This window comes from Aliiglaciecola aliphaticivorans (assembly GCF_054782055.1).
The window spans coordinates 1-12,401 of record NZ_BAAGTF010000058.1 but is presented as its reverse complement, the minus strand read 5'-3'; the positions used below and the strand labels follow the sequence as shown (position 1 = coordinate 12,401).

Sequence of the window (12,401 nt, the reverse complement as noted above, 5' to 3'; positions counted from 1 at the left end):
AACGGCATCACGCCATTCGATTACCTGATGTACTTACTAGAACAGGTCAGCCAGCCACATTACGATATCGAGCAATTGCTACCATGGGAATTTGCTAAACGCTAGGTGGGATTGGCGAACGCTTACCGTTTATTCACCATATAAAGTTTTGAAGTGTTACGAAGCCAACGACGATTTTGATTTAAATTTCCTCAAAAAAACAAAAATTGTTTTGGCTCCATTAAAAATTAGGGTTTTATTTCTGTCTAGCTTTCACTGCTAATGTATAAGAACTCGCAGTGATTAATGGGATGTCATGAAAACATTACAGATTGTTAAATACAACTGTGCACAACGTAAATAAAAGACGCTGGTCGTATTAATTCACACAACAATCGGATGCGGGATTATTTCTCGGTCAAAAAGCTACGAATAGATTCTTTATAATTTCGGCTGACTTTGATGCGTTCAGCACCACCTTGTAATTGCAGAAAAAACTCACCTTTGGTGTGTGGAATCACTTTTTCAATGAAATTGAGATTCACAATAGTGGAGCGGTGAACTCGTTTAAACACCGAATCATCAAGCTCCTCTAACAATTCTTTGAGGGTGATACGCTTAATATGGGTTTCTCCTTCGGCATGCAAGCAGACGTAATCTCCTGCGGCATCTATCCACTCAATATCGGTTTGTTTGAGTAAGGTGATTTCATCTCGCTCCTTGATCACAATTTTACGATCTAAATTGCTGTTAACATGACTAAGTGGCAATTCTTCATCTTGCTGTAAGGAGTGTTCCTTGCGGCTAATGGTATCAATAGCACCAATGATGGGTGGTTTATAATCGGTTGGCTCATTCGTTGCCATTCGCTCTTGAGCCCGTTCAATGGCCCTTTGGATCCTTTCCGAGTCTATGGGTTTAAGAATGTAATCGACAGCGTGCACATCAAACGCATCTAACGCGTATTGTTCATATGCAGTAGTAAAAACAATTAAGGGCACAAGCTCACTTTGCAGGTTTTTCACTACATCAAAACCATTTAAACCAGGCATTTGGATATCCAAAAAAACCAGATCAGGGTTTAAATCCATAATTAGCTCTATGGCCTGACGGCCATTTTTACCTTCACCTATAATTTCTACTTGTGGTATTTGTTGTAGTTTTGCTCTAAGCACATTCAAAGCTAAGGGTTCATCATCAACGATAATCGCGCTAATTTTGTTCATACAATTTGTTCCTTGCTGTACGTACTCTCTACTTTATCCGCTAGATTGTATTCACAAGGAATATTGATAATGGTTTTCATGCCACCAGAGGTGAGCAACTTAATCTCCATTGAGTAATCATCTGAATAAAGTGCTTTTAGACGTTCGTCTGTATTGCGCAATCCGACTCCTCGCCCTTGAGCGCTTTGTAACTTACTTTTCGGGATTTTAGTCCCCGAACCTGTATCACTCAAACCCAAAATAAGCCGGTTATTCTCGACAAAGGCTCTAAACTCAATTGTGCCACCGGCTTCACTTTGGGCAATTGCATGTTTCATTGAGTTTTCAATAATGGGCTGCAACAAAAGACTGGGCAACAAAGCTCCTTTTGCTTGCGGTGTAATTTGAAAATCTAAATTTAAACGATCTTCAAAGCGGGTTTTTTCAATTTCTAAGTATAGATTCAACGCATTAACTTCAGTTTCCAGAGGAATTTTAGTATCTGGATTATTGTCCAACGAGTAACGTAAAAACTTACTCAGTTGTATGGTCATTTTTTGTGCCTTAACTGTTTCATTACTCTCAACTAACGAGTTGATGGCATTTAAGGTGTTACATAAAAAGTGCGGATTGAGTTGATATCGAAGCATCTTTAACTGCGCATCTCTGGCCACATTCTGGGCTTTCATACGCTTTAGTTGTTCTTCTTTAGCCTCAGACTCGGCTTGTAACAATATTTTATGCTCGGTTTGTAATAATTCATAATAACGTATTCCGTGAAACAAACCGGCCCAACAAAGAAAAATAAAGATACTAGCAAAGTGCCAGCCGCCGAACTGGCTCCACTCTGTGCCCTCACCCGTAAGAGAAATAAACGCGTAAACACGAGCGAGTGTCCAAATAAAGGACACTATCATGATAGTGAAGAAACCGATTAATGCTCGAAAACGTGTGCTTTTGTCCCAAATGTGCATGAAAACCCAATACAGCACCAACGACAAAACCAACCCTAGTAAGGCTTGCAGTAAAATATGTAAGATGTGAGGCCAGGAGAATGGACCGTACCAAAGGGTCAGTACAGCAAAGCTCATAATACTGACAAATAACCAAAACCCAACTTGCCATAACCAGAAATTTCGCGTGGGCTGATTGGCTATAAAACGTTGGGTAAAGTCAGATTGTTTTTGAAACATAATAAGCCCTGCTACGCAAAGACGGAATTTTACACCTTGACTAATTTATCTGCCACTTTTGCAGTCCGCCCTACCGCAATAGCGAACCACTTTACCGTAAATTCACCTTTAAAAGTAAAAAATAAGTTAACGTAAATTAACAATTTAATTATTATCCGTTGTTTAGTACTACTTAACCCAGCCTTCAAACCAGAGCCTACTTTATGTCACAACACTCAGAATTCTCACTTTTCCATGTTGCTTTTATTTCCGTCATTGCTGCTTTAGGTGGGTTTTTAATGGGCTTTGATGCGTCGGTCATTTCTGGGGTAGTGAAGTTTATCGAACCTGAATTTGGCTTAACTAAATTACAGTTAGGTTGGGCCGTTGCCTCGCTTACTTTGACCGCTACTTTCGCGATGATGGTTGCTGGCCCACTAGGAGATAAGTTTGGTCGAAAAGCCCTATTAAAAGCCGCCGCTTTGCTATTTTTAATTTCCGCGGTAATGTCGGCCATTGCCCCCAATTTTTTAGTATTAGTGCTCGCTAGAATGATAGGTGGCTTTGGCGTAGGGGCGGCATTGATCATCGCTCCTATGTATATTGCTGAAATTGCCCCTGCGAAATATCGAGGGCGTCTGGTATCCCTGAATCAACTGAATATTGTAGTCGGGATCTCCGCAGCGTTTTTTACTAACTACTTAATTTTGCAACTCGGCGCATCTACCACACCGGAACAAGACAACTGGAATATTCAGCAGTGGAATTGGCGCTGGATGCTAGGCTTAGAGGCTATCCCTGCAGTGCTATACTTTTTTTGTTTGAATTTTGTTCCTGAAAGCCCAAGGTGGTTAATCTTCCAACAAAGAACGTCTGAAGCCAAACAGGTTTTGGCTAAAACCGTACCTGCAGCAGAATTAAAAGAAACCCTAGACAACCTAGAAGCAGGTATACAACACAGTAGCTCGCAACAACAAGGTTCATTTTTAGCACTACTTAAACCGAATATGCGATTGGTAATGATAGTCGGTATCTCCATCGCTATTTTACAGCAAATAACGGGAATTAATGCGGTATTTTTCTACGCCCCTATGATCTTCGAGCAAAGTGGGTTTGGTACTGACGCTTCCTTTATGCAAGCAGTATTAGTTGGATTAACCAATCTATTATTTACGGTTTTAGCTATTTTACTGATAGATAAAATTGGACGCAAAGCCTTGTTGCTATTCGGCGTTTCAGGTATCGCCATTTGTATGGCAATGATGGCTTTTCAATTTGGACAGGCTAGTTATCAATTGGATGCGAATTCATTATCCGAGGTTCCGCTAGAAATTAGTCTGCAAAGCCAACAAGTGCTGACCGAAACCACCTATGAGGACGATTTGCAGTTTAAGCAGGCTTTAGTCACTCATTTAGGCAAAGAACAAGCACTAATCTATGAATCTGAACTCATAGCAGCATCAATTCAAGTAAACCAGAAATGGGTACTCATCAGTTTACTCGGGTTTGTAGCTTGCTTTGCTATTTCTCTTGGGCCCGTCATGTGGGTGTTATTTTCAGAGCTCTTCCCCAACCGAATTCGTGGTATCGCTATTTCCTTTGTGGGGTTAATTAATTCTGCCGTAAGCTTCTTAGTGCAGCTAGTATTTCCGTGGGAATTAGCTACCTTAGGGGCAACCTTCACTTTTGCTTTCTACGCTGTATTTGCACTGCTTGGCTTAGCCATTATTATGATTTACTTACCGGAAACCAAAGGCAAATCGCTAGAAGAGTTGGAAAAGATTTTAGTTCGCTAGCATCCGAGTGCATTAGCAAAAATGCCTTATTTCAAACAGTAAGCGAATTATAGAGACAAAAATTTAGTTTCAAGAAAAGTAATTTTCATGTAGTTTAATCAGTGAAAAAATGCACTGATTAAACGACAAGGAGTTAGGTTGAAACAGCTAATTATAATTTTTCTGACATTTATCACTTACGGCTGCGTAAATACAGCGCCAACGGCAAGTGAAGAGGCCTATTTGCAAGCACATGATCTATGGAAAGCACAAAACGAACGACTATATCCAGAGTTTTCTGAACACTTAAATAGTTACACATCACAAATAGAAGAACTCTATTCCAATGCCCAGAAGTGCGCTAAGAATAATGTAGAGCTTGTTTTTACCATTGATGAACATGGTAATGCGCTGCAAGCATGGAGCACCAAAGATCCCAAAACCACCCAATGTCTTTTGGACTTTGCTAAACAAATTGAATTTTATGCGCCTCCTGAAGCACCACTCTATCTTGCGGTAAAAATGGAGATTGATTCCTATCAAAACCCATTTCCCCATGTTTTTGGTCAGTATAACTAACCGATTAAATGATAGTGGCTGGTCGCACCTTTCATATTTTAATGGAAAAATCGATGAAAAAATTGATTCTCATTTTTGTAATTAGCGCTTTTCTGAATGGATGCGCTACTTATGAAATCAATTCAACCCATTTAGACAATAGCCAACCACTTGCCCAAAATCATGGTGTTGTTGCGCTTCAAGTCATCAACAACACAGCTCGGTTAGCTCCATTACACCCAGGATGGACCGAAGTTATCGCAATCAGAATGGACAATCACGAGCAAATTAAACAGGCCGCAATAGAAGAGGCAAAAGCCAAAGCCGCAGCCAAAAACAAAGCATTCAATGCCGATGAAGTGGAGTGGGATCCTGAAGCTTATACCTTTTCACCCAACTCCCAGGGTGTGGTTGATAGCCAATTATTCGCAGGCAGCATGCCAGAAGGGGAATACTTAATCGCGTCGCTTTACAGTTTCTATTCAGACGGCAATATGAGCTCTTGGTTAACTATGCCAGTATATGCCTCTGCGGGTACCTTTAACGTAAAGGCCGGAGAGTTCACAAATCTAGGCAGTTTGGTTTTTCAACCTTTACTGAATATCAAAGAAACGTCTTTTTGGAGCAATCGTTCTTCGAGCAAAGCCTACGTTACTCGTATTAGTGAAGCAGAAAATCTTCAAGACTTTATTATTGAACATTTTCCCAATTTGGCTAGCAGTGTTAATTTCAATCAACCCTTAGGTTGGGAAGATGATAAATTCGTGGAATTGCGTAATAAATTAAGCGCCCTTTCGCGCAATAACGCCTATGGTAGCCAAGCTCTTATTTTGCAAGAGCATAACAAACGAGCCGTGGCCGCTAAGTTTGGCCAATTGCACGTTGTTAATAACGATGATAGTTGGACGCAAATTGATTTACCCACCAATGGGCAACTTACCAGTGTTTTAGAGTTAGACGGCAAAATATTAGTTGGCTCAGAGCGCGGTCAAGTCTTTATCAGTGATAGCTTACAGGGAGATTGGACTGCAACACAGCCCGTTTCTGCAGCGGAGTCAATTATTTGGTTTGGTAAGGCGGAAGAGACTTTATTCGCGGCCACGGCTTCAGCAAAAAGTCATTTTTTCTACACTATCAATAAAGACGATTTATCTTGGCAGCGCATAGGTAACTTTGAGCGTAAGAACCCGAATGATTTTTGGGTTCAAAATGGGGGGCTGTTTCCTATTTTGACCGCTAACGGCCAATTGAGAGTACTTAACGATAATAAACTCTACGACTTTACCATCGAATCAAAACAGTGGACTAGCGTGAAGTCTTCACCCATGGTGCAGGTATCGCAGCTAGCAAATGGTGTATTGGTTGGCTTAGAGGTGAGTCAATGGGATGGTGTAGGCGATCAAGCGGTTAGCTTTGACTACGGACAAAACTGGACATCACTCAGCCGCAGTTTAAAAACATTTGGCGACAATACCACTGATCGCTCGTTGCCCATTGTGTTAGGTGATAAGACCCTCATCACCCTTGGCCGAGTCGATAAAACCGTGAAACAACTACAAATTATCAGTACAACAACCAATGGTGAAGATGTTTCAAGAAAAGACTGGATCATGCGCGGCACAGCTAAACCCGATTGTGAAATGGCATTGCCCAAATTAACCAATGGGCAGCGTATTTACTTCTTGTGTGATCAAGGACAAATTGTAAGTACCGACGATTTTGGCCAAACATGGAAGACTAACGTAGAAATGGATATAGCAGCGATGCAAGCTGAATATGAAAGTTTGCTGGATGCATTAAAACAACAAGATGAAAAAGAACCACAAGAACCAGAGCAATAATTTACAAGTATAAATGGTTATCTAGATCAAGGCTTACCTTAACAACATAACTCACACCACTGTATATAATTTGACTATATACAGTGGTGAATCTAGCTTTACGCAAACAGTTGTCCTTGTGTAACCGTTAATTCGATTTTACGAATTTGCCCACTGCGGTCGAAAAGCATCTGACTTTGTTGTTTAGATAGGGCGTTTTGTTGCAAGGTTTCAACTTTTCCACTCACATAATGAATGCTTATCTCACCTTGCCCTTGCTGCTTTAATAAATAAACCACTGGCACCTGACACCAAGTAAAGGCTAAGCTATTTTCAGGAAGAGACAATTTTTGCCACTGCCCGTCTACATCCAGGAAGGTAAATTCCGTCGTAGTTGTCGAAAATTCTTGGCTACGAAGCAGAGCAGGATTAAAACTCACCTTAGCGTCGAATACCTGCAAACCGAACTCAGCAAAACGCGTGAGGACTTCTTCTTTTACCTGGCCAGTCATGCCGGGTTGCTGAGCACCGGCATGCTTTGGCGTATGTGAATAGGGGTCAGTAGGAAAAGCACCATACTCTTCAGGGGTTTTATTGAAACCAATCCCTTTTCTAACCTGATAGTACAATTCACCTAAGCGCTGAATTATCCGGTCACTCTGTTTGTCTTGTATTGCCTGGAAAAACTGCTCTTGCACGGCAAGCAATAACTTCGACACCATATGCCAATAAATACTCCCTAGTCCCTCAAAACCAAACATGCCGCCAGATCTGCCGGTAAAGGCGCTATGATTAAACACTTCTTCATAAACCCGTAAAATGAGCGCCTTCTCAGCCCTAAGTTGCTCGCCATATTCGGCAACTAAAGTATCAATTAAATGGGCAACGTCATTAGCATTCTTAAGATCGGCACTAAATCGCTGTAATCCTCTACTATCTTGCAGTATCAAACGTTCATCACTATTGGCTAGCATTTGCTGGCAAACAATGGATTGGTCCAATGCACCTTTAGGGAGGGTATTTTTATTTAGGAATCGTTGTTGTTGCCTATCAGGGTATAACATGAAGGTGTTTTGATCCGGACGATATACATCAGATGCAAATAACGCCTCTAATACATTTATCGCTTCTTCTCCTTTTATCGCGCCGCTACTAAGGGCTGCAACCTGCCCCTCTAGCATTGAATAGAGGTGATCAACCTCACAGCTTTGTGGTGTTAATTTTAACATATTATAGGCATGATATAACCCACTTTCAGTGCGGTTAGATTGAATACTATAGTCAACCGCCACCAAAGCATCGTCAATGAGCTCATTGATACGCCCTATCACTTGTGTGGTTTTTCCCGTGTAACCTTCAGCTTGATAAACTCGCTTGCGATAAGCTTCACCTGCTAAACCTAGGCGCTGCATCATATGGAAACGTGCTTTGTTTGATACCGCCCCCTTAGATATTTGCTGCGCCACTTCACGTAACGCTTCGCAAGTGTCTAGTAACCATTGGTTCACCTCCAATGACAGTTCAAAATCTTGCTGTTGCTCGGCAATCAACGACTTAAAGAAATGCAAATAACGACGAATATAGTAAAGGGTGACCATAGATAGCCCCTGGCCGACTAAAGCATTGTTCGCATCATTCCATTCTGGTCGCTGGGTATTAAGCCAAATTCCACCATCAATCACTAAATTGCTGAGCTTAGATAACAACGGAACCAATAGCTTTTCTAATAGGTTTACTTGGTATACTTCTCCTTCTTTAGTTAACACTAACTTACCGTCAGCGCCCATATGATTAACTCGTTGCGCTATTTTCTCAGCTAACTCCTCATCGTAAGAAACCGTATCTTTTGCATTGGCGAGTAAAGCCTCAAAGTGTTTGATCCGATAAGGTACATTTGCATAACTGAATAGATCGGCACGTAAAAGCTGATTCAGTTTCTGTGGATGAAATTGTTTGGAAAGTTCTAACATTTTCAGCAAATAGATTATTTGATGATCTCCCCAATAACCAATGTAACTCCAGGGATCATCCGGTTCTTCGACTTCCCAATCAATGCCCTGCTTGGTAATGCGATAAGGGTTATAGCCATCCATTGTTGATGCATTTAAAAACTTGGCGATCACGCTTTCAATAAATTGTGGGTAACTAAAAGTGAGGGCTTCCCAGTTTTGGAAAATGTCACGCCAATTACCTTGATAGGAAAGCAGTGGGTTACCTTGATTGTCTTTCAGGTTAATGGCAAATTGGTTCCAGGGGCGACTAGGATCACCGTGCCTGCGACCGAAAGTAATAGGTAAATATTCAAACGCTAACCTTTGTAACTGCTTATCTCCCTGCTGACTCACATCAGCTAATAAATCTTGCACAGAGAATTTGTCATCTAAGGCAGTTAGGAAGTTTTGATTGGTTTGATAAACAGTTTGATTGAAGGTTTTGACAGTTTTAACAAAGTCATCTTTAGAAATTAAGTACTGCTCATTGAAAATACCGCCACGCAATACATTAAACAGTGTATTTGCGTAATGATGCAAAGCCACTTCTTCTTCATTGGTCTGCTGTAAACCATCACTACTTGCCATTATTCTTAAAAGGGCATCACTGCCTGCAGCAATTGAAGCTATTAACTTACCTTCGACTAAATTGGGGCTGTCTAATTCTTCCAATAGTGCCGTAATTTGCTTTTGATCTTGTTCCACATTTGCCACTAACATCCAGCTTTTGTGTTCACTCGGTCCCAAGTCAAATTGACTATTAACTAAATAAGCACCACGGATTCCTCGGCAGTAAGACTCAGTTTCCACCTGTTTCCGATTATTGAAAGATCTTATTTGCTGTTCTGAAAGCAAAATGTTTTGTATCTCTAAACCTACGCAAAATACCACATTGGCGCGCAGCGATTCGCTAGGCTCCGCTCTGTCAGTAATCCCTGAGTATAATGTAAAAATGCCAGTACCTGTCTGTTCGTCCAGCTCATTGAACTTATAGGCATCCACTAAGTTGCTCGACTGAGATTGCGTATAGCGCGGCGTGCCAGCAGGTAAAATATTCAGAAACCCATCGAGTATTTCAATATTCGCCATCTGTAGTGCGCAGTTTTCTATTTCTGCGGTACGACAGAATCCATACTCTTCGCTGGTTGCCCAGGTATATCGAAATACCATTTGTAAGCTATGGTTGATCTCTTCAAAACAGAGTTTATTACCTAGGGTATTTTTATATAAATTACGGGTGAGTAAATACGAATGTTCACGTAAATAATTGAACGGTTCCCACTCGTACTCCTTACCATCCATAGCGACTTTCAGTAGTGTTTTACACCCCGTGTGATGGCTACTTTCATGAATTTTGTCAACGGTGACATATGGAAATAATGCCGTTTCGGGAGACACCCGCCCAGCCGTTAGCCCACCGGTTGATGAAACGAAAAGCCAATGGTCGCTATCAGAAATCAAGCTAATAAAAAAAGCCGGCATCTGATCAACATTTTCAATTTTGTAGAATCGTTCATTACCCAAATCAACGAATGAACCTTCAATCTTTTGCTTTGTCGTGTTTTTCATAATCTTTAACTGCTTTGTTAAGTAAATTGCGAACCGGTGTTACCACCCATGTTTATTTTGTTGAATTGTTTGCTTAGTGTTTAAGTTGATAAATTCGAACGTAATCAACTTCCATTTTGACGGGAAAAATACTGTCGTCTATTGGCCCACCAGCTCTGCCCCAGCCACCACCTATGGCAAGGTTTAAAATGATGTGATAGGGATGATCGAAAGGCCATGCTTGCCAGCCTTCCCCTTGATTTGCATAGTAAAAATAAGGAGTGCCGTTGTATGCAATGAGGATATGCTCAGGCCCCCATTCCATTGAGTAAACTTGAAATTGCTCATTCACTTCTGAGCCTACATCGACACTCGCTTTTCGCTGTTCCCAATTTACCCAATAGTAAGCTTTATTATGAACTGTTCCATGGATGTTGTGAGGGTCGTAACCAACGTATTCCATTATGTCTATTTCACCGGAATTCGGCCAAGCGTCACATTCATGATTACCTTGCCATTCACTATCAGAACGGCATGTGGTTGCATATTTGAAGGCATCGCTAGGGAGCATCCAAATGGCAGGCCAAGTACCTTGACCAGCTGGAATGCGGGCACGAATTTCAGCCTTGCCATATAAAAAGTCCCCTTTTCCTTTGGAATGGATTCGCCCAGATGTATATTCTGCATTTGCAAACTTTTCTTGATGGGCTTCAATGATCAAAACCCCGTCTTCAACTCGCACATTTTCTGGTCGTTTAGTGTAAGTCTGATCTTCATCATTCACTTTTCTAGCGGGCCAAATGTCATAGTTCCACTTTTGTTCATCTGGTGCGCCCGAGTAATCAAACTCATCACTCCAAGTTAATTGCCAGTTCTGCTTATCTCCTTGTTTACTGCGGACTATAATGGCGTGTAAAACTGGCTCATTGTTAACCCCTGTCAGCTGAATATTTAATTCACCGTCTTGTACCTCTATATTGGTAAGAGTGCGCACCAGTGCCGACAATTTTTTACCATCTCTGGCCACTGTTATGTCCAAGTTTTCAATTTGCTTTTGCCCTTCGATTATAACGTTGAAGAGTCTGTCGGCTGCGCGCAAATCTGAAGGCTCAGCGAATTTTAAGGTGATATCGTAGATCCCTTGCTTCAGTGCTATGGGTAGGTTCATATTTCCCTGGCGATAAGTTTCGAATAACCTAGGATCTTGAGTTCCTTTTATTCCTTTCGACTGCCCTTTGTTATTTCCAATTTGAAACTCATCTGCCTGATAACGAATACCGTCTTGCCCAAAATACTCTGCACCGCCAACATTGATGGCAAGAACAACTGAAGCTGAAAAAGCCGTGGGAACGGCTTTAGGCTGCAAAGGTTTGATTTTATATTGGGATGTTTGAGGGTTTTCACAGCCAGTGCTTATCCATAAAAAAGACACTGACACACACAAAATGACAAACCTAAATAAGTATTCACTTTTCATACACAAACCTTGTGGAAATTAAGTAATTTCATTAACAATTTGTTGCTAACTTTATGCGAACTCTCACTGCATGCAACGCAAACAGGATAAAGCGGACTAGCGAGGCGGCAAGTTGGAATGCTCTTAACAAAAAACCTAAAAAGCTTTAAAAATGGGCTCTGCAGGAAAGTTACCTTATCAATAACGGGTGTTATATGTTGATCAAACCAATAGGTCAGTCCGTCCCACCTCTTACTAGTCCCGCCTTATCGATTTTAGCCCGCACATAATTAACCTTTGTGTTACATATTAAATCAAGCAATTAACAACTGGTGCCATATCTGATGATTCACTGCGACCCAATAACGCAGAAGCATTGGATAAATCAGCAGTCAAAATCACTTAGGTTTTGTTTTCGGAGAACACAATGAGAATCAACAGCGTTAAGCACACAACGCGCAACTTGTCTCTATCAGTAGGTGCCGCTATAGCGATATCTCTGACAGGTTGTGGCGGTTCCAATTCAGATACAGATTTAAAAGCAATAGATACATCTGCACCTGTCGAAGATTGGGTAATGATTTGGAACGATGAATTTGATGGAGATAGCATTGATTCAAGTAAATGGAGTCATGAAGTCAATTGCAGCGGAGGAGGTAATAACGAACAACAATGTTATACCGACTCAACAGACAATTCATTTATTGCTGATGGGATGCTTAATATTGTTGCAAAACCTGCCGAAGAAGGAGCCGATTTACCTTACACTTCAGCCTGAGGGATCCCCACAAATAAAGAAGATAAGTGCCTGTAATTGCGTTATTTTGTTTCTACCAAAAAATAAAAAAACACCAAAACAGGCACCTAAGATGACATTATTGAATATTCAAGAGTTTG

Annotated in this window: 8 protein-coding genes and 1 pseudogene; 5 read left to right on the top strand and 4 right to left on the bottom strand. The window is 41.1% G+C overall.

The genetic code is table 11. From position 1 onward, the window contains the following. Nucleotides 1-6 precede the first annotated feature (6 nt). On the top strand, nucleotides 7-105 hold the full coding sequence (locus ACYVIL_RS19590; RefSeq protein ID WP_460314362.1) for a hypothetical protein: 99 nt from the start codon (nucleotides 7-9) through the stop codon (nucleotides 103-105). 281 nt (nucleotides 106-386) lie between these two features. On the opposite strand, the gene ACYVIL_RS19585 is transcribed toward ACYVIL_RS19590, so the two are convergent. Together ACYVIL_RS19585 and ACYVIL_RS19580 are read right to left on the bottom strand one after the other, a co-directional pair. Then, nucleotides 387-1,205 (bottom strand): LytR/AlgR family response regulator transcription factor, encoded by an 819-nt coding sequence (locus tag ACYVIL_RS19585; protein WP_460314360.1) that lies wholly within the window; start codon nucleotides 1,203-1,205, stop codon nucleotides 387-389. After that, nucleotides 1,202-2,377, bottom strand: coding sequence for a sensor histidine kinase (locus ACYVIL_RS19580; protein ID WP_303474499.1), 1,176 nt, complete (start codon nucleotides 2,375-2,377; stop codon nucleotides 1,202-1,204). Before ACYVIL_RS19580 ends, ACYVIL_RS19585 begins: the two co-directional genes overlap by 4 nt. Nucleotides 2,378-2,580: 203 nt before the next feature. On the opposite strand from ACYVIL_RS19580, the gene ACYVIL_RS19575 reads away from it, so the two are divergent. The 3 genes from ACYVIL_RS19575 (at nucleotide 2,581) to ACYVIL_RS19565 (ending at nucleotide 6,530) form a co-directional block, all read left to right on the top strand. Next, complete coding sequence (locus tag ACYVIL_RS19575; RefSeq protein WP_460314358.1) at nucleotides 2,581-4,152, top strand: sugar porter family MFS transporter; 1,572 nt, start codon at nucleotides 2,581-2,583, stop codon at nucleotides 4,150-4,152. A 138-nt stretch (nucleotides 4,153-4,290) separates the two neighbouring features. Then, a complete protein-coding gene (locus ACYVIL_RS19570) occupies nucleotides 4,291-4,710 on the top strand; it encodes a hypothetical protein (protein ID WP_460314356.1) in 420 nt (139 codons plus the stop codon). A gap of 53 nt (nucleotides 4,711-4,763) precedes the next feature. Next, nucleotides 4,764-6,530 carry a beta propeller repeat protein gene (locus ACYVIL_RS19565; RefSeq protein ID WP_460314354.1) on the top strand — a complete coding sequence of 589 codons (1,767 nt, stop codon included), beginning with the start codon at nucleotides 4,764-4,766 and terminating at the stop codon, nucleotides 6,528-6,530. 98 nt (nucleotides 6,531-6,628) lie between these two features. Here the strand turns inward: ACYVIL_RS19565 and ACYVIL_RS19560 are convergent, their stop codons facing one another. Beyond that, nucleotides 6,629-10,069: a hypothetical protein gene (locus ACYVIL_RS19560; protein WP_460314352.1), complete on the bottom strand. Its 3,441-nt coding sequence runs from the start codon at nucleotides 10,067-10,069 to the stop codon at nucleotides 6,629-6,631. Nucleotides 10,070-10,142: 73 nt separating this feature from the next. After that, nucleotides 10,143-11,525, bottom strand: coding sequence for a malectin domain-containing carbohydrate-binding protein (locus tag ACYVIL_RS19555; protein ID WP_460314350.1), 1,383 nt, complete (start codon nucleotides 11,523-11,525; stop codon nucleotides 10,143-10,145). Nucleotides 11,526-11,931: 406 nt separating this feature from the next. Between ACYVIL_RS19555 and ACYVIL_RS19550 the strand changes: the two are divergent. Further along, nucleotides 11,932-12,279 (top strand): annotated as a pseudogene (locus tag ACYVIL_RS19550) (glycoside hydrolase family 16 protein); the annotation flags it as partial. Nucleotides 12,280-12,401: the final 122 nt, after the last annotated feature.

What these genes read in the sequence shown, in the direction of transcription:
- ACYVIL_RS19560 (WP_460314352.1), bottom strand. Translation starts at nt 10,069, where the DNA reads ATGAAAAACACGACAAAGCAAAAGATTGAAGGTTCATTCGTTGATTTG.
- ACYVIL_RS19575 (WP_460314358.1), top strand. Translation starts at nt 2,581, where the DNA reads ATGTCACAACACTCAGAATTCTCACTTTTCCATGTTGCTTTTATTTCC.
- ACYVIL_RS19565 (WP_460314354.1), top strand. Translation starts at nt 4,764, where the DNA reads ATGAAAAAATTGATTCTCATTTTTGTAATTAGCGCTTTTCTGAATGGA.
- ACYVIL_RS19585 (WP_460314360.1), bottom strand. Translation starts at nt 1,205, where the DNA reads ATGAACAAAATTAGCGCGATTATCGTTGATGATGAACCCTTAGCTTTG.
- ACYVIL_RS19580 (WP_303474499.1), bottom strand. Translation starts at nt 2,377, where the DNA reads ATGTTTCAAAAACAATCTGACTTTACCCAACGTTTTATAGCCAATCAG.
- ACYVIL_RS19555 (WP_460314350.1), bottom strand. Translation starts at nt 11,525, where the DNA reads ATGAAAAGTGAATACTTATTTAGGTTTGTCATTTTGTGTGTGTCAGTG.